Annotated in this window: 14 protein-coding genes; 6 read left to right on the forward strand and 8 right to left on the reverse strand. The window is 70.8% G+C overall.

Going from position 1 to position 18,095, the window contains the following annotated elements:
- Window positions 1-600: 600 nt before the first annotated feature.
- The 4 genes from AB0L56_RS02500 to AB0L56_RS02515 all read left to right on the forward strand — a co-directional run bounded on the left by AB0L56_RS02500 (window position 601) and on the right by AB0L56_RS02515 (window position 5,690).
- Window positions 601-1,374, forward strand: a complete 774-nt coding sequence (locus tag AB0L56_RS02500; RefSeq protein ID WP_365418076.1) for an isoprenyl transferase — start codon at window positions 601-603, stop codon at window positions 1,372-1,374.
- A gap of 339 nt (window positions 1,375-1,713) precedes the next feature.
- Entirely contained in the window at window positions 1,714-3,039 is a 1,326-nt protein-coding gene (locus tag AB0L56_RS02505; protein WP_365418079.1) for a PhoH family protein, read from the forward strand.
- Window positions 3,040-3,492: 453 nt separating this feature from the next.
- A complete protein-coding gene (locus AB0L56_RS02510; protein ID WP_365418082.1) occupies window positions 3,493-4,191 on the forward strand; it encodes a transglycosylase SLT domain-containing protein in 699 nt (232 codons plus the stop codon).
- Between the two features lie 146 nt (window positions 4,192-4,337).
- Window positions 4,338-5,690, forward strand: coding sequence for an AI-2E family transporter (locus AB0L56_RS02515; protein WP_365418085.1), 1,353 nt, complete (start codon window positions 4,338-4,340; stop codon window positions 5,688-5,690).
- A gap of 346 nt (window positions 5,691-6,036) precedes the next feature.
- Here AB0L56_RS02515 and AB0L56_RS02520 read toward each other — a convergent pair whose 3' ends face one another.
- Both AB0L56_RS02520 and AB0L56_RS02525 read right to left on the reverse strand, forming a co-directional pair.
- On the reverse strand, window positions 6,037-6,570 hold the full coding sequence (locus AB0L56_RS02520) for an alkyl hydroperoxide reductase (RefSeq protein ID WP_361022079.1): 534 nt from the start codon (window positions 6,568-6,570) through the stop codon (window positions 6,037-6,039).
- 6 nt (window positions 6,571-6,576) lie between these two features.
- Complete coding sequence (locus AB0L56_RS02525; protein ID WP_365418089.1) at window positions 6,577-7,131, reverse strand: peroxiredoxin; 555 nt, start codon at window positions 7,129-7,131, stop codon at window positions 6,577-6,579.
- A gap of 139 nt (window positions 7,132-7,270) precedes the next feature.
- Here AB0L56_RS02525 and AB0L56_RS02530 point away from each other — a divergent pair, with 139 nt between their 5' ends.
- Window positions 7,271-8,209: a hydrogen peroxide-inducible genes activator gene (locus AB0L56_RS02530; RefSeq protein WP_365418092.1), complete on the forward strand. Its 939-nt coding sequence runs from the start codon at window positions 7,271-7,273 to the stop codon at window positions 8,207-8,209.
- An 81-nt stretch (window positions 8,210-8,290) separates the two neighbouring features.
- On the opposite strand, the gene AB0L56_RS02535 is transcribed toward AB0L56_RS02530, so the two are convergent.
- The 5 genes from AB0L56_RS02535 to AB0L56_RS02555 form a co-directional block, all read right to left on the reverse strand.
- Complete coding sequence (locus AB0L56_RS02535; protein WP_365418095.1) at window positions 8,291-10,627, reverse strand: FtsX-like permease family protein; 2,337 nt, start codon at window positions 10,625-10,627, stop codon at window positions 8,291-8,293.
- On the reverse strand, window positions 10,624-11,319 hold the full coding sequence (locus AB0L56_RS02540) for an ABC transporter ATP-binding protein (RefSeq protein WP_361022086.1): 696 nt from the start codon (window positions 11,317-11,319) through the stop codon (window positions 10,624-10,626). Before AB0L56_RS02540 ends, AB0L56_RS02535 begins: the two co-directional genes overlap by 4 nt.
- Window positions 11,316-11,840: a PadR family transcriptional regulator gene (locus tag AB0L56_RS02545; RefSeq protein WP_361022090.1), complete on the reverse strand. Its 525-nt coding sequence runs from the start codon at window positions 11,838-11,840 to the stop codon at window positions 11,316-11,318. Before AB0L56_RS02545 ends, AB0L56_RS02540 begins: the two co-directional genes overlap by 4 nt.
- Before the next feature lie 105 nt (window positions 11,841-11,945).
- Complete coding sequence (locus tag AB0L56_RS02550; protein ID WP_365418099.1) at window positions 11,946-12,191, reverse strand: hypothetical protein; 246 nt, start codon at window positions 12,189-12,191, stop codon at window positions 11,946-11,948.
- Window positions 12,188-13,123, reverse strand: a complete 936-nt coding sequence (locus tag AB0L56_RS02555; protein WP_361022096.1) for an SPFH domain-containing protein — start codon at window positions 13,121-13,123, stop codon at window positions 12,188-12,190. The genes AB0L56_RS02550 and AB0L56_RS02555 overlap by 4 nt, the downstream gene beginning before the upstream one ends.
- A gap of 274 nt (window positions 13,124-13,397) precedes the next feature.
- Between AB0L56_RS02555 and AB0L56_RS02560 the strand changes: the two genes are divergently transcribed.
- Window positions 13,398-15,692, forward strand: coding sequence for a transglycosylase domain-containing protein (locus AB0L56_RS02560; RefSeq protein WP_365418102.1), 2,295 nt, complete (start codon window positions 13,398-13,400; stop codon window positions 15,690-15,692).
- 81 nt (window positions 15,693-15,773) lie between these two features.
- On the opposite strand, the gene AB0L56_RS02565 is transcribed toward AB0L56_RS02560, so the two are convergent.
- The gene (locus AB0L56_RS02565; protein WP_365418105.1) at window positions 15,774-17,921 is read right to left on the reverse strand and encodes a SpoIIE family protein phosphatase; all 2,148 of its coding nucleotides are present in this window, start codon (window positions 17,919-17,921) and stop codon (window positions 15,774-15,776) included.
- Window positions 17,922-18,095: the final 174 nt, after the last annotated feature.

An 18,095-nucleotide genomic window follows, 5' to 3' on the forward strand; every position in this document is an offset into this window, starting at 1 on the left:
GGGTCACCCATCAGAGGGACGACCGGAAGAGTGGCGCTGATGGTGTGGCGACGGTGCCACAACCTGCACACAGTCCCCCCAACGCCCCTTTCTCCCCAGGATGTGGCCGTGTTCCGGCCATGAGAAGGCCGTAGAGCGCGCTTTCCGAGGCCGTTCGGGCGTCGTCGGTCGATTCCGGAGAGTAGTTGTGTGCCGCCGATGCGCGCGGCATCACTCACGAAGGGTTATGGTGGAAACCCCCCCTCGGGCCGGTCCGTCTCCCCCCCACGGACCGGCCCGTTTTTCTTGGCGCCCCGGAGGGACCGTGTCGTCCCCTCGCCGCCCGACCCCTACGGCACCCCGCCGGCGCCCGGAGCGCAGCCGCCCCACCCGCAGCAGCCCGCAGCCCGCAAACGGCACCGCACAAACCGCATGCCGCCGCAGCACAGCGACAAACGCACCACTGCGGACTTTGGGGACCCCCGCCCCGGCAGGGGTACGCTTCGCCTTCGGGGACCGCCATACGGACAGGTACCGCCGGCGGCCGAGACCGGGCCGCTTGCCGCGCGACGCGGTGGGGTGCCGCGCCTGTCCGATCCGTACGGAGGGGCTGACGATCACGTGAACCTGCGCGACAAGCTGCGGAGCCTGCTGGTCAGGCTGTACGCGCGCCGGGTGGAAGGCCACCTGGACACCGCTCAGGTGCCCAAGCACATCGGCGTCATCATGGATGGCAACCGCCGCTGGGCGAAGGCCGCGGGTTCCAGCACCGTCCACGGCCACCGGGCCGGCGCGGAGAAGATCGAGGAGTTCCTCGGCTGGTGCAGTGAGACCGACGTCGAGGTCGTCACCCTCTGGCTGCTGTCGACGGACAACTTCGACCGGCCGAAGGAGGAACTCGTCCCGCTCCTCGGCATCATCGAGGACGTGGTGCGCAGCCTAGCCGCCGACGGGCGCTGGCGGGTCCATCACGTGGGCACGCCCGACTTGCTGCCGTCCGGGATGCAGACCACCCTGAAGGAGGCCGAGGCGGCCACCGCGCACATCGACGGCATAGTGGTCAACGTCGCCATCGGCTACGGCGGACGGCAGGAGATCGCCGACGCCGTGCGCTCCATGCTCGTCGACGCCCACGAGAAGGGCACCTCCATGGAGGAGCTCGCCGAGGCCGTCGACGTCGACATGATCGGGCGTCATCTCTACACCGGGGCCCAGCCCGACCCGGACCTCGTGATCCGCACCAGCGGGGAACAGCGGCTGTCGGGATTCATGCTCTGGCAGACCGCCCATTCGGAGTACTACTTCTGCGAGGTTTTCTGGCCGGCCTTCCGCAAGGTCGACTTCCTGCGGGCGCTGCGCGACTACGCCGCCCGCCACCGGCGCTACGGCGGCTGAACGGGCACCGCGCGGAGCCCGTGCGCCCGCGTCTTCCCCGCCTCCCGCACCACTGGTCAGGCACCGTTCACCGGTCCGCCGTCATATGCCATGGCATGGCCTTGCTCGTTCGAGGGAATAAGCCAGGCAGGTCGACACCCGAACCACGGGTGTCGGATCTCAGCGGGCGGCACGGAAGCCGTCCGCCCGGGAGGCCCTTTTGCAGCAGCCCGACCGTGCGGTCACGGCACGGACGAAGCAGCGGAGGGCCGGTTCTCGGCCCGCTGTGCAGAGGGGCCGTCGACCGGTCCAGCTCCGCTCCGTCGCTCCCCGACCTCATCCGAGGGGGTACGTCCTTCCGTGGTGACCAGCGCAAAGCGCCACAAGCCAGACCGGCGCACCTACGTTCTTGACACCAGCGTCCTGCTGGCCGACCCCAATGCCCTGAACCGCTTCGACGAGCACGAGGTCGTGCTCCCCATCGTCGTGGTGACGGAACTGGAGGCCAAGCGGAACCATCCGGAACTCGGCTATTTCGCCCGGCAGGCGCTCCGTCTGCTGGACGACTACCGGGTGCGGTACGGCCGCCTCGACGCCCCCATTCCGACCGGGGACCTCGGCGGAACCGTGCGGGTCGAGCTCAACCACTCGGACCCCAGCGTGCTGCCCAGCGGCTACCGCCTGGGGGACAACGACTCCCGCATCCTGGCGGTGGCCCGCAATCTGCAGGCCGAGGGGTTCGACGTCACCGTGGTGTCCAAGGACCTTCCGCTCAGGATCAAGGCGTCCTCCGTGGGTCTGCTCGCCGAGGAGTACCGGGCGGAACTCGCCATCACGGAATCCTCCGGCTGGACCGGAATGTCCGAACTGACGCTGCCCGGCGAGCAGGTGGACATCCTCTTCGAGGAGGGGCACGTGCACGTGCCCGAGGCGTCCCACCTCCCCGTGCACACCGGCCTGACCATCCAGTCCGAGCGCGGCAAGGCGCTGGGACGGGTCACCGCCGAGGGCGGCGTCCGGCTGGTGCGCGGCGACCGGGAGGCGTTCGGCATCAAGGGCCGCAGTGCCGAGCAGCGCATCGCGCTCGACCTGCTGCTCGACCCGGATGTCGGGATCGTGTCCATGGGCGGCCGGGCCGGCACCGGCAAGTCGGCGCTGGCGCTGTGCGCGGGCCTCGAGGCGGTCCTGGAGCGCCGGCAGCACCAGAAGGTGATGGTCTTCCGTCCGCTGTACGCGGTCGGCGGGCAGGAGCTCGGCTATCTGCCCGGTACCGAGGCGGAGAAGATGGGCCCCTGGGCCCAGGCGGTGTTCGACACCCTGTCGGCCGTCACCAGCCGGGAGGTCATCGAGGAGGTCACCGCGCGCGGCATGCTGGAGGTCCTGCCGCTCACCCACATCCGGGGCCGCTCGCTGCACGACGCGTTCGTGATCGTGGACGAGGCGCAGTCGCTGGAACGGAACGTCCTGTTGACCGTTCTGTCCCGGATCGGGGCGGATTCACGGGTCGTTCTGACCCATGATGTCGCCCAGCGGGACAATCTGAGGGTCGGCAGATACGACGGTGTGGTCGCCGTCGTGGAGAAACTGAAGGGGCATCCGCTCTTCGCCCATGTCACCCTGACGCGGTCCGAGAGGTCCCGGATCGCTGCCCTTGTGACCGAAATGCTCGAAGACGGGCACATCTGACCCAGGAATTCCAACAAGGGTCGGTTACTCAGTAGTTGGCGCCGTCCGGAAAGGCGTAGAGCCTAGCCGGGCGGCGTCGGCGTGCGTGCGGCTTTCCGGCAATCACCGGGGCCAAACGGGATGTGAGCTTTCACACGCAACGGAGAATTGCCTTGCGCCGCTGGGTTACGGCAGAGTCTCACTCCTGTCAGGCCCCGCATACGACACATCTGTACCCCTGGGGGTACCTCCCACGCCCTTTAGGGGCAGTGGGGGAGGTATAGCACCACAGCAGGACACCGTTTCAACTCCATAGCGTCGTCGTATGCCGCCCGAGCACTACGCGGTGCTCCCCTCGCGGGAGTTGCCCACCGGGCCCGTGCCTCCCGTGACCCGAAGTTGGGGAGGCCAGTGTCAGGGGCACGATTGCGTCCGCGAGGGTCACCGAAGCGGGCGATGCTGGAAGGAAACCGTGTGAGCCGGATCTCGGTCCGGGGATTCGCAGTGGCCTCGGCCACGGCGGTCACCGCTGTCGGAAGCGTCGTCGGCGTTGCCTCGGGCAGCACCGCGCAGACCAACGACGTCGAAGCGACGGCAAGCGGCACCACGCTGCTCGCGGACATCCCCGCGGGCCAGCAGGCCCAGGTGCAGACCGCGTCCCTGACGCAGCAGGCCGAAACGATGGCCATCGCGGCGGACGCGAGCGCCAAGAAGGACGCGGAGGAGGCCGCCCGCAAGGCAGCCGCCGAGACCGCGGTCGCCAAGAAGAGGGAAGCGGCCGAGAAGGCGGAGCAGGAGGCCAAGGAGCGCGCGGAGGCCAAGGCCGCCGCCAGCCGTTCCGCGGTCCGCGACGCCTCCACCTTCGCCGTCCAGTCGTCCTACACCGTCGCCGAGGTCCAGGCGATGGCCCGGCAGATCGTCCCGGCGGACCAGTTCCAGTGCTTCAGCAGCATCGTGGAGCGCGAGTCGAGCTGGAACTACCAGGCCGACAACCCCACTTCCGACGCCTACGGCCTGGTGCAGGCGCTCCCGGGTTCCAAGATGGCCTCCGCCGGAGCCGACTGGGCGACGAACCCCGCCACCCAGATCAAGTGGGGTCTGGGCTACATGAACGACCGCTACGGCAGCCCGTGCGGCGCATGGAACTTCTGGCAGGCCAATCACTGGTACTGACAGCACCGGAGCGCCCCTGGCTCCCGGCCGTCGCTCAACCCTGGCGCAGCCCCACACCGTCCTACGGTGCGGGGCTTTCGCCATGTACGGTCTGACCGATGACTCCAGGGGGAGTGGTGGGGAAAGACGGGGGAAGAGGACGGATCATGTCGCGACTGCCAGGATGGCTCGGCCAGGTCGGAGCCCGACTCACCGAGGTCAGCAAGCGGCTGGAGGAGCGCCGCGCCGAGGTGTCGCGGGAGGACCGTCCCGACGAGCAGGACACCGGACGGGAGGCGGCCGGCCCGCGCCTCGACCAGGCGCCGCCGCCGGCCGAGTACGCCGCCGCCCCGGTCCGTCCGGATCCGGCGCAGGCCGTGCCCTGGGGCGTACGGGTCGCCGCCGAGGCCGGCTGGCGGCTGCTGGTGCTGGCCGGCACGGTCTGGGTGCTCATGCGGATCATCAGCGCCGTACAGCTGGTCGTGCTGGCGTTCGTGGCCTCGCTGCTGATCACCGCGCTGCTCCAGCCGACGGTGGCCCGGCTGAGGCGGGTCGGCGTGCCGCGCGGTCCGGCCACGGCGCTGACGGCGCTGTTCGGGTTCGTGGTGATCGGCCTCATAGGCTGGTTCGTGACCTGGCAGGTCATGGAGAACATCGACAACCTCTCCGACCAGGTCCAGGACGGCATCGACGAGCTGCGCAACTGGCTGCTCAACAGCCCCTTCCACGTCACTGACAAGCAGATCAACGAGATCGCCAAGAACCTGCGGGAGGCGGTCGGCGCCAACACCGAGCAGATCACCTCGGCGGGCCTGGAGGGCGTGACGGTCGTCGTCGAGGCACTCACCGGCATCCTGCTGGCGGTCTTCTCGACGCTGTTCCTGCTCTACGACGGCAAGCGGATCTGGGAGTGGTCGCTCAAGCTCGTTCCCGCCGCGGCCCGTCCGGGGGTCGCCGGTGCCGGACCGGCGGCGTGGCGGACGCTGACGGCGTATGTGCGCGGCACGGTGATAGTGGCTCTGATCGACGCGATCTTCATCGGGCTCGGCATCTACTTCCTCGATGTGCCGATGGCGGTGCCGCTCGCCGTCTTCATCTTTCTGTTCTCGTTCGTCCCGCTCGTGGGTGCGGTGGTGTCGGGAGCGCTGGCGGTGGTCGTCGCGCTCGTCACCCAGGGGGTGTTCACCGGCGTGATGACGCTGGTGGTGGTGCTGGCCGTGCAGCAGATCGAGGGGCACATCCTCCAGCCGTTCATCCTGGGGCGCGCGGTCCGGGTCCATCCGCTGGCCGTGGTGCTGGCGGTGGCCTCCGGCGGCATGGTGGCGGGGATCGGCGGTGCGGTGGTCGCCGTGCCGCTGGTCGCGGTCACGAACACGGTGGTCGGCTACCTCCGCGCATACGCCGCCGAGCCGACGGTCCATCAGACCCCCCGCCCACGCGGCGCGACGGCGCTGTCCGCCCCGCAGCCTCCGGCGCCGGCGTCCGAGGCCGAGCAACGCCGGGACCCCGGCGAGGACTAACGCTGCCGCCCCAGCTGCGGGCCTGCGCCCGGTCCCGCGTCTCCGCGGGCAGTCGTGCCGCAGGGCGGCACGGGTGGGCGCGACGGCGCCCCGTTGACGCCGAGCTGCGTGACACCCCCCGGCCACACCAACACCGCTCACGGCGCTGGCCAGGTGCCGCTGCGCCCACCCGTGCCGCCCCAGCGGCACGACTGCCCGCAGCTGCGGCGGCGGCGGGATGCGGCGCGGCGTGCGGATCGCGGAGTGCGCGGGGGTGCCGAGCGCGGTGCGCGGAAACGGCCGAGTGTGGGGCGGGCCCGGCCACTGAAGTAGTGGGCGGGCCCGGGGGTGTGGCAGGCGGGCGGAGTTAGTCCGCGAGGGCCGCTTCTGCGTCCAGGGTTGCGGCGACCGCCTGGATCACCGCGGCGATCTTGAACGCCTCCTGCACCGCCTCACGCTCCACACCGGCCTTGCGCAGCACCTGCTCGTGCGAGTCAAGGCACATACCGCAGCCGTTGATCGCGGAGACCGCAAACGACCAGAACTCGAAGTCGACCTTGTCGACACCCGGGTTGCCGATGACGTTCATCCGCAGACCGGCCCGCAGGTTGCCGTACTCGTGGTCCGACAGCAGATGACGCGTGCGGTAGAAGACGTTGTTCATCGCCATCACCGCGGCGGCGGCCTTCGCGGCCGTGTACGCCTCCGGCGACAGGTTCGCCTTCGCCTCCGGCTCCAGCTCGCGCAGCACGATCGCCGAGCGCGAGGCAATCGCCGTCGACAGCACCGTGCCCCACAGCTGCTGGGCCGGCAGGTCGGAGTTCCCGATGACCGAGCCCAGGTTGAGCTTCAGGTCCTTGGCGTAGTCCGGTATACGGGACTTCAGGGAGTCGAGGGACATGTCAGCTCACTCCCCCGCCAGCAGCGCGACCGGGTCCAGCGTCTCGTCGCCCTTGCTCCAGTTGCACGGGCAGAGCTCGTCCGTCTGCAGGGCGTCCAGCACCCGCAGGACCTCCTTGGGGTTACGGCCGACGGAGCCGGCGGTCACCATGGAGAACTGGATCTCGTTGTTCTGGTCCACGATGAACACGGCGCGCTTGGCGAAGCCGTCCTCGCCCTCGATGCCCAGGTCGCGCATGAGCTCGTGCCTGGAGTCCGCCATCATCGGGAACGGCAGGTCGCGCAGGTCGTCGTGGTCCTTGCGCCATGCGTGGTGGACGAACTCGGAGTCGCCGGAGAAACCGAGGACCTGGGCGTCACGGTCGGCGAACTCGTCGTTCAGCTTACCGAAGGCGGCGATTTCGGTCGGGCACACGAAGGTGAAGTCCTTGGGCCACGCGAACACGATTTTCCACTTGCCCTCGTAGGTCTTGTGGTTGATCGTCTCGAACTCCTTGCCCTTCTCCAGCGAGACGCAGGCGGTCAGTTCGAACTCGGGGAACTTGTCACCGACAGTGAGCACACGCTCTCCTTGCAGCGAAGAAACACCCACTTTGCGAGTGTTTCCCATGGGTTGGACCTGATTGATGTTGGCACAGCGTGCATTGATTAGTGAAATAGCTACACTCGGTCGTGTTGATCGGAGGGACCTATTAGTGACTGTGGGTAATAGACCCAGGCAGCCCAGCCTTGCGCAGCTCCGGGCGTTCGCCGCGGTGGCCGAGCATCTGCACTTCCGGGACGCCGCGTCGGCGATGGGGATGAGCCAGCCGGCGCTGTCGGGGGCCGTTTCGGCGCTCGAGGGGACACTGGGTGTCACCCTCGTGGAGCGTACGACGCGCAAGGTGCTGCTCTCGCCGGCCGGCGAGCGGCTCGCCGTACGCGCCAAGGCCGTACTGGCGGACGTCGGCGCGCTGATGGAGGAGGCGGACGCGCTGCGGGCGCCGTTCACCGGGGCGCTGCGCCTCGGCGTGATCCCGACCGTCGCGCCCTATCTGCTGCCGACGGTCCTGCGGCTGGTGCACGACCGCTACCCGCACCTCGACCTCCAGGTGCACGAGGAGCAGACGGCGAACCTGCTGGAGGGCCTGGCCGGCGGGCGGCTCGACCTGCTGCTGCTCGCCGTGCCCCTCGGTGTGCCGGGCGTGAGTGAACTCCCCCTCTTCGACGAGGACTTCGTGCTCGTCACCCCGCTCGGCCACCGGCTCGGCGGGCGGCAGGGCATCCCACGAGAGGTGCTGCGCGAGCTGAACCTGCTGCTGCTCGACGAGGGGCACTGCCTGCGCGACCAGGCCCTGGACATCTGCCGCGAGGCGGGCCGCGGCGGAGTACCGGCCACCACCACGGCGGCCGGACTGTCCACGCTGGTGCAGCTGGTGGCGGGCGGCCTCGGGGTGACGCTGCTCCCGCGTACCGCCGTCGACGTCGAGACCAGCCGCTCCAGCCGGCTGCTCACCGCCTGCTTCACCGACCCGGCCCCCACCCGCCGCATCGCCCTCGCCATGCGCACGGGCGCAGCCAGGGCGGCGGAGTACGAGCAGCTGGCGGCGGCCCTGCGCGAGGCGATGGGGGACCTCCCGGTGCGGATCGTCGAGAGCTGACGGACCGTCCCAAGCTCATGCTGGTACGTGAGCTGACGGACATTCGGGAACGGACCGAACGCCCCGCCGCCGGCCGCGGACCTACTCCGTGCGCAGCCCGTCCGGGCGCATCATGCGCAGCAGCGGGGGGAGGCTCAGCAGGGTCACCACGAGGACCACCCCCGCGCCGATGCCCGTCATCCGCAGGATGCTCGGCCAGTCCACGCTCACCGGTGTCGCCGTCATCCGCAGCAGCACCGCGCCCAGGGCCATCCCCACCGCCGAGGCGAGCAGCAGTCCCAGACCGATCGGGATCGCCGTCTGCCACAGCACCGACAGGCTCAGCGTGCGCCGCCGGGTGCCGAAGGCGATCAGGGCCGCCAGCAGTTTCCGGCGTTCCCGCAGCTGCTCCAGCTGCGAGACCAGCAGGCTCGCCCCGATCAGCGCCAGGACGGCGGCGGCACCGGCGAACAGACCCGTGCGGATGGCGTCGAAGCGCTGGGTCCGCTCGGTGGCGGCCCATGTCGCCGGATGGGACAGCGGGTCGATCGCGAACGCCGTGTTGCGCACGTACTCGCGGGCGTCGGGCACCGAGTCGTCGACCGCCAGATACAGCTCGCCCCTGACCGCCTTCGCCACGTCCGCGGGCACCGCGCCCGGAGTCATCAGGAAGCCGCCGCGCTTCGTCCCGGTCGGGTCCTCGACGGAGGCGGCCTCCTTCAGCGTGCTGGGGAGGGTCCAGACGACTTCCTCCGCCTTGTCCTGGGCGCTGGACATCTCCAGGTACAGCTTCTGGCCCGGCCTGCTCAGCGACGGGGTGTCGGTGTCGTACTCGCCGCCCCGGAGCGAGAACACGTCGCCGTCCGCGCAGGAGGGGAGCTTCGCCACCTGGCGCAGGGTCACGCAGTCGCCGATGGTCAGTTCGGCGGAGCGCTCCGGGTCCTTCGTCCAGGAGCGGTCGCCGAGGTACCCCTCGGACAGCGCGTAGACCTTGCGGACGCCCTTGGTCTCCTCGAGCTTCGCGGTGGCCGCGGCGAGCTGAGTGCCGTCCGGCACCCGTACCTGCATCTGCGCCCGCGACACGTCGAAGCCGGTCTCCGTGGTGTAGTCGCCCTCGACCCCGGCGAACAGCATCTGCAGCGCGATCGCGCCGGCCACGGCCACCGCGATGCCGTTGACCATGCGGGCCGCCGCGCCGCTGCTCAGCTGCAGGCGGCGCACCGCCAGCTGCCAGGACACACTGCCCGAGCCAAGCCGGGCGACGACCGTCTCCACGATCCAGGGGAGCAGCGCCGTGACCCCGACGAGCAGGCAGATGACACCGCCGGTGACCAGGTAGCCGTTGAAGCCCCCGTTCTCCCGGCCCTGGCCGAGCATGGGGGCCAGCATGCCGATCCCGGCGACCGGCAGCAGCAGCCGCCACCAGAGCCGGCGGCGGGCCGGCCGTGCCGTGCGGACCACGCCCAGCGGTTCGATGACCACCCCGCGCAGTGCCAGCAGGGTCACCAGCACCGCGGCCCCCGGGACCGCCACCGCGACCAGCAGCGCCAGCAGCGGCGAGGGGTTCAGATAGCTCGGGAAGACACTGACGTCGAACACCTCGAAGGATGCCGCTAGTTCGCGTCCCGCCAGGAAGAACCCGGTGCCGAACACCAGGCCCAGCAGTGCCCCGCCGAGCGCCTCGCCCGCGGCGATCCGCCGGGTCATGCCGCCGTCGGAGCCGACCAGCCGCAGCGCGGCCAGCCTGCGGTCGCGCCGTTCGCCGCCGAACCGCACCGCCGCGGCGATGAACACGGCGACCGGCATCAGCAGCACCACGAACACGACCAGGACGAGCAGCACGAGGACCGGGTCCGTCTCCTCCTCCGTCGGGTACGGGTCCCCGAAGCGGTCGATACGGCCGACCATCCCGTCGCCGATCCGTTCCGCGAGGCCCTCGGCGCCCGCGTAGTAGGCGAGCTCCTGGGAGCCGATCAGTCCCTGTTCGCCGATCGTCCCCACGATGTCGTAGGCCAGCCGGTCGCGCAGCAGCGCGCCGCCGTCCGAGTCGAGGAGTTCCTTCAGCGCGGGGGAGACCACCATGTCACCGGGCGCGGGGAATTCCCGCAGACCGGGCGGCAGCGGGGCCCGGTCGCCCTCCGGTTCCACCAGCCGTCCGCGGATGTCGTGTTGATCGAACTCGGTGCCGGTGTCCGCGATCACGAGGGTGTTGTCGGCCGGGGACTCGATGGTGTCGCCGAAGGTGTAGTCGAGGCGGGCGTCCCCCCGCCGGTCGCGCTCCGCCAGCGCACCGGGCAGGGCGGTGGTGAGCAGCAGCAGCGCCACCCCCAGCCCGACACCGACGGCGGTGAGCAGCGCCCGGATCCATCCCTCGCGTCCGCCGGCGAAGGCGAACCGTAGGCCCATGCCGAGGTCGCGCCCCCACTGACGCGCACTCATACGACGCGCTCCATGTCCCGGGACCTGCCGTCGCGTACGACGATCTCGCGGTCGGAGTACGCGGCCACCCGCGCCTCGTGCGTGACGAGGACGACGGCGGCGTTGGCGGACCGGGCGGCGTCGGTGAGCAGTTCCATGACGCGCTCGCCGTTGAGGGAGTCCAGGGCGCCGGTCGGCTCGTCGGCGAACAGCACCCGCGGGCCGGTGACCAGAGCGCGGGCCACGGCGACCCGCTGGCCCTGGCCGCCCGACACCTCGCCGGGCCGCTTCTTGCGGACGTCGTCGACCTCGAGGCGCTCCATCCAGGTCAGGGCGGCCCGCTCGGCCTCCTTGCGGGGCGTGCCGTTCAGCCGCAGCGGCAGGGCGACGTTCTCCACGCAGGTGAGCTCCGGCACGAGCTGCCCGAACTGGAAGACGAAGCCGAACTCCGAGCGCCGCAGCGCGCTGCGCTCGGCGTCGCTCATGGTGGTCAGCTCACGCCCGTCGTAGGTGATCGAGCCGGAGTCGGGGGTGACGATCCCGGCGAGGCAGTGCAGCAGCGTCGACTTGCCCGAGCCGGAGGGCCCCATCACGGCGACGACCTCCCCGGGGTGGATGGAGAAACCGGCGCCGTCGAGCGCGGTGGTCGGGCCGTAGACCTTGCGCAGATCCTGGGCGGTGAGCAGCGAGCCGGGGGGAGGGGATGCGGTCATCGGGTCACCTCCGCACGGAGCCTGTCCAGACGCGCCGCGGTCAGCTCCAGCCAGCGCAGATCGGCCTCGAGGTGGAACAGCGCGTGGTCGCAGATGAGCTGGTCGGCGAGGTCCCCCTTGCGCTTGCGGTCGGTGAGGATCCGCATGCTGCGCAGATGCTCCGAGCGCTGTGTGTCGAGGATGTCGGCGGCGTCGCGGCGGGTGAGCAGCGCCAGGACGACCTTGGTGTAGAGCGTCGACTGGAGGTACGGCTCCGGCTTCTCCGGCGTGGCGAGCCAGCGCTCGACATCGGTGATGCCGGCCTCGGTGATCGCGTACCGCTTCCGCTCGGGGCCGTCGCCGGCCTCGATGCCGTCGACTTCGACGAGCCCGTGCTTCAGCAGGCGGGACATCGTCGAGTAGACCTGGCCGTAGTGCAGCGGCCGGTCGTGACCGAACTTCTCGTCGAAGGCCCGCTTCAGGTCGTAACCGTGGCGCGGGCCGGACTCCAGGAGCCCCAGGAGAGTGTGACCGATGGACATGTGCAGCACTCTACACAGCGTGTATACGCGGTATGTATACGCCGAGTGTGTACCTCATGGCGGGGTGTAGGAGGGCCCAGGTGGGGGCCGATTGTCACGGTTCTGCTACTGAGGCCGTGCGGAGTCCCCGGGCGGCCGCCCGCGGCGGGGCATCGGCCCGGCGTCACCGGGCAGCCGCCCCGCCTCCGCGAGCGCGCGCCGCAGCAGGAACTCGATCTGCGCGTTCGCCGAGCGCAGTTCGTCGTTGGCCCAGCGCGCCAGCGCCTCGTACACCGACGGGTCGAGCCGCAGCAGCACCTGCTTGCGCTGCGGTCGACCCTTAGGGGCCGGGCCCCCGGACGAGGCCGTCACTGGTAGAGCGTCCCGGTGTTGAGGACCGGCTGCGCCGACCGGTCGCCGCACAGCACCACCATCAGGTTGGACACCATCGCCGCCTTCCGTTCCGGGTCCAGCTCCACGATGCCCTGCTCGGCGATCCGGGTCAGCGCCGACTCGACCATGCCCACGGCGCCCTCCACGATCTGCTGCCGCGCCGCCACGACCGCGCCCGCCTGCTGCCGCTGGAGCATCGCCGAGGCGATCTCGGGGGCGTACGCGAGGTGCGTGAAGCGGGACTCGATGATCTGCACACCGGCCGCCTCCACGCGCGCGTGCAGTTCGACGGCGAGCTTCTCGGTGATCTCCTCCGCGTTGCCGCGCAGCGAGAGGCCGTCCTCGTCGTGGGCGTCGTAGGGGTACTCGATGGCGATGTGCCGCACGGCCGCCTCGGTCTGGGTGGAGACGAATTCGACGTAGTCGTCCACCTCGAAGGTGGCCTGTGCGGTGTCCTCCACCCGCCACACCACGACCGCGGCCAGCTCGATCGGGTTGCCGTAGGCGTCGTTCACCTTCAGCACGGCGGTCTCGTGGTTGCGTACGCGCGTGGATATCTTGGTGCGCGAGGTGAAGGGGTTCACCCAGCGCAGGCCGTCCTGGCGGATCGTGCCCCGGTAGCGGCCGAAGAGCTGCACCACCCGGGCCTCGCCCGGCGCCACCATGTTCAGCCCGCACATCGCGAGGAACGCGGCGATCGCGACCAGGATGCCGCCGACGATCAGGACCGCCTTGGCGCCGGCCCCGGAGACCGCCGTGGCGGAAATGACCAGCGCCGCGCCGGCGAGCAGTCCGAGCAGTCCCAGCAGCAGCGCAAGACCGCCGCCGATGCTGTGCGCCGCGACCTCCCGTACGCGCGGGGCCGGCATCTCGGGCACATCGGCGGTGACCTGTGTGTCGTGCGTGGACATGGGTGATCCCCCCCATTTTCTCGTGCGCCTCCGCGCGGGGGTTTCCGCGCGGCTAGCGTCTGCTAACTAAGTGCTATCACATTACCCGCTCCCGGCAACCTCAACCGTCTCTCATACGTCGGTTCCTTTGGGGCGGGTGCTGATTGTCACGTCCGTAAAGGCCGGATCGGCAGTCCTTTGTCATAGCTCCCGGTGTTAGCTTTCTGAGCTGACCTGGGCGGCGAACCTGTGTGGCAGGTGAGCACACACCAACGAAGCGGAGCGGAACGGGCGTATGGGACGAGCGGAAGAAAGACGCGCACGACAGCGCGGTGGGCGCCGTGGGGCACCCCAGGGCCGCTCGTCGGGCGCGGCCGGCCGCACCGGCATACGCCGCCTCTTCACCTGGAAGAAGATCGTCGGCACCTTCTTCGGCCTCTGCCTGCTCGGCATGGGCGCCTTCATCGTGCTGTACATGATGATCGACATCCCCGAGGGGAACGCCGACGCCAAGCGGCAGAGCAACATCTACAAGTACGGCGACGGCTCGATCATGGCCCGCGACGGCCAGGTCAACCGTGAGGTCGTCGACCTGGCGCAGATCCCCAAGCCGGTGCAGCGCACCTTCGTCGCCGCCGAGAACAAGACCTTCTACAAGGACGCCGGCGTCGACATCAAGGGCACCACGCGGGGTGTGGTCAACACCCTCGCCGGCAAGGGCGCGCAGGGCGGTTCGACGATCACCCAGCAGTACGTCAAGAACTACTACCTGACGCAGGAACGGACCGTCACCCGCAAGCTGAAGGAACTGGTCATCTCCCTGAAGCTGGACCGGGAGAAGTCCAAGGACTACATCCTCGCCGGGTACATCAACACCAGCTACTACGGCCGCAACGCCTACGGGATCCAGGCCGCCGCGCAGGCCTACTACCGGGTCGACGCCGAGGACCTCTCGGTCGAGCAGGGCGCCTATCTCGCCGCGCTGCTCCAGGCGCCGAGCCAGTACGACTGGGCGGTCGCCTCCGAGAACAGCAGGAAGCTGGTCAAGGCGCGCTGGAACTACGTCCTGGACAACATGGTCGAGGAGGGCTGGCTGAAGCGGTCCGAGCGCTCCGGCATGAAGTTCCCCGTGCCCGAGGAACCCAAGGGCGCCCCGGGCATGGCCGGCCAGACCGGCTACCTGGTGCAGGCCGCCGGCAACGAGCTGAAGAGGCAGCTCGTCGCCGACGGCACCGCGGAGGACGTCAAGGAGGCCGACGCGCTCGTCGACGCCGGAGGCTGGACGATCACCCTCAACATCGACAAGAAGAAGCAGGCCGCGCTGGAGAAGGCGGCCAAGACCCAGCTCACCGGCAGGCTCGACCCGAAGGCACGCAAGGTGGACGCCGACGTCCAGGCCGGCGCCGTCTCCGTGAACCCGAAGAACGGCGCGGTCGTCGCGATGTACGGCGGCGTGGACTACCTCAAGCACTTCACCAACAACGCCACCCGCAAGGACTACCAGCCCGCGTCCACCTTCAAGCCGGTGATCCTCGCCGCCGCGCTCGAGGAGCAGTCCGAAACCCAGGACGGGCGGCCGATCACGGCCAACACCGTCTACGACGGCACCAGCGAGCGCCCGGTCGTCGAGAACGGCAAGAAGGTCGGCTTCGCCCCCGAGAACGAGGACGACCGGAACTACGGCGACATCACCGTCCAGACGGCGATGAACAAGTCCGTCAACTCCGTCTTCGCGCAGATGGGCGTCGACGTCGGCATGGACAAGGTGATGGAGACGGCGGGCGATCTCGGCATGGACGTCGAGGGCCTGGAGGCCGTGCCCGCCCAGACCCTGGGCTCCATGGGCGCCAGCCCGCTCCAGATGGCCGGGGTCTACGCCACTCTCGACAACCACGGCAAGAAGACCACCCCGACGATCATCAAGTCGGCGGAGCACCGCAGCCGCACGGTCACCATGCCCGACGCGATCGGCGAACAGGTCATCAGCCGTCAGGCCGCCGACACCGTGACCTCCGTACTGACCGGCGTGGTCGACGACGGTACGGCCCGGACGGCGGTGCGGGACAACCCGCTGCGCGGCGGCCAGCAGGTCGCCGGCAAGACCGGTACCTCCGACGACAACAAGTCGGCCTGGTTCACCGGCTTCACACCCGGCCTGGTGACCTCCGTCGGACTGTTCGGCGAGGACGACAAGCCCCCGCACAAGCAGGTCGAGATGTACGGAGCCCTCGGCGAGGACCGCATCAACGGCGGTGGGCCGCCCGCCCAGATCTGGTCGGCGTACACCTTCGGCGTCCAGGACGAGGTCACCACGTTCGACCTGGACACCGACCAGGGCGCGGCCGTGAAGCCGACCCGGTCGCCGTCCCCGTCGCAGACGCCCTCGCAGACACCCAGCGAGGAGCCGACGACCCAGGAGCCCACCACCGAGGCGCCCCCGGAGACCTCCTCCGCGCCGCCGACCTCGGAGCCGCCGACCGAGACCCCGACGACTCCGCCGCCGACGAAGACGCCCTCGAACTCGCCGACCTTCGGTATCCCGGGAGACCCGGACGACCCGGACGACCCGCAGCTCGACGGCATCGAGTAGACGGCACGCAGGAGGGGCGCCCGGTGACCACACCGGGCGCCCCTCCTGTCGTACGACGGGCCCGTCCTGTCGTACGACCGCTCAGCCGCGGTTGAGCTCGAACCACACCACCTTGCCCGTGCTCAGCCGGGTGGCGCCCCAGCGCCGGGCCAGCCGGTTCACCAGATACAGCCCGCGCCCGCCCTCGTCCGTGGCGCGCGCCTGCCGCAGCCGGGGCAGCTGCGGCACGTCGTCACCGACCTCGCAGCGCAGCACGTCGGTGCGCAGCAGCCGGAGGGTGACCGGCCGCGTCGCGTACCGCACGGCGTTGGTCACCACCTCGCTGACCAGCAGCTCCACCGAGTCGCTCAGGTCCTCCATGCCCCAGCGGGACAGCGCCCGCCGGGCGAGCCGGCGGGCCCGGCCGGGGGCCGAGTCCTCCGGCTCCAGGAACCAGTACGCCACATCGTTCGGCGCGATCCCGTCGAACCGGGCGGCCAGCAGCGCGATGTCGTCGTCCCGGTCGCCCGGGCCGAGCATGTCGAGCACCTCGTCGCACAGCGCCTCCAGCGGCGGCGGATGGTCCGGGCCGGTCAGCTGCGCGGTCGCGGCGAGCTTCTCGCGCAGCTGCTCGATACCGGTCCACACGTCCCGCAGCCGGGACTCCACCAGGCCGTCGGTGTACAGCAGCAGGGTCGCACCGGCGGGCGCGTCCAGCTCCACGGCCTCGAAGTCCACCCCGCCCACGCCGATCGGGGCGCCCGCGGGCACCCGCAGCACCTCGGCCCGGCCGCCCAGCTCCAGCAGGATCGGCGGCGGATGACCGGCGTTGGCGATGGTGATGCGATGCGCGACCGGGTCGTACACCGCGTACAGACAGGTCGCCATGCGGTCCACACCGAGCCGCTGCGCCTGCTCGTCGAGGTGGTGCAGCACCTCCTGCGGCGGCAGGTCGAGACCGGCCAGGGTCTGCGCGGTGGTGCGCAGCTGGCCCATGATCGCCGCCGACGTCATGGAGTGCCCCATCACGTCACCGACCACCAGCGCCACCCGGCTGCCCGGCAGCGGGATCGCGTCGTACCAGTCGCCGCCGACCCGCGCGGTCTCCGCGGCCGGAAGGTAGCGGGAGGCCAGCCGCACACCGGTGCACCGCGGCAGGTTCTCCGGCAGCATCGTGCGCTGCAGCTCGTCCGCGATGTACGCCTCCCGCCCGTACAGCACCGCCTTGTCGATGCCGAGGGCGCTGTGCGTGGCGAGCTGGGCGGCGACCAGCAGGTCGTCGGCCTCGAACGGGATGCGCTCCGGACGGCGCAGGAACAGCGCCGCGCCGATCACCCGGCGCCGGCCGCGCAGCGGCGCGAGGATCGCCCGCTGTCCGTCCGGGACCGCCGGCGCGCCGTCCTCGCCGAGCAGTTCGGGCAGCGCGGCACGGGCGGCCGGCGCGTCCGTGAACACCGGCCGCACCCCGCGCAGCACCTCGGCGAGCGCGCTGCCCGGCCGCACCGTGCACAGCTCCTCGCCGACCGAGTCCAGCTCGGACGGCTCCGGCGGGGCGGCGACCGGCGCGAACCCGCCCTCGGTGTCCCGCTCGGCCGGAATCCGGTCGGTGCGGCGCAGCCGCAGCACCAGCGGGCCCGTCGGCCGTTCGTCGCCGACCGGCAGCGGATCGCGCAGATAGACCAGGATCGCGTCGGAGAAGGTGGGCACGGTGGCCCGGCACAGCCCCATCACGATCTCGTCCAGGTCGATGCCGCGGGCGATCCGCCGGGTGGCGGCGCCGACGAACCGCAGCCGGTCGCCGTCCCGCCGCATCGGCGTCGGCCGCCCGGGCTGCGTCGGCTGCCCGGTGCGGCGTTCCTTCCCGTCGGGTGCCCGCGCCGGTGCCGGCCCGTCCTGTCCCGCGGCCGGCTGCACCGGGATGCCCTCCGGCGCGGGACGCGGGCGGTGCGTGTCCGGTCCGGCGCCCTCCCCGGTGCCCGGCTGGGAATGCTCCGAGGCCGGTCCGTCAGCCGGGTCCCCGCCGGTGCCGTCCGGCGCCACCGTGCCCGGCGTGGCACCCGGGGCGCCCGGGGACGCCCCGGGCACAGGTGGCTCACCGCCAGAGCCCTGTACCGGTAAGGCGGCCCCGGTGCCCGGCACGTGGGCCGGTGGCGGGGTATGCAGGAGCGCCCCGCGGGGATCCGCGGGGGTCACGCCCGGCTGCGGGCGCTCGAAGGAGGTCGGCTGCTCCGTCACGCGTGTCGAGTCCATCCGTCCGGCGCACGCCGTGCGCGCGGTTCGTCCCGCCGAAACTCCGATACCCGGAACACATGCCCCCGGAACGGATTTCGCGTGTGGTCAGAGGTTGTTCCTGCGCCGCCGGCTGACCGTCCTCGGCCGGTACCGGTGTTTCCGTACCCCTCGCTCACGTCCTTGCCGCCCCTC

Source organism: Streptomyces sp. NPDC052079 (assembly GCF_040680275.1).
In the GTDB taxonomy this organism is placed as follows: domain Bacteria; phylum Actinomycetota; class Actinomycetes; order Streptomycetales; family Streptomycetaceae; genus Streptomyces.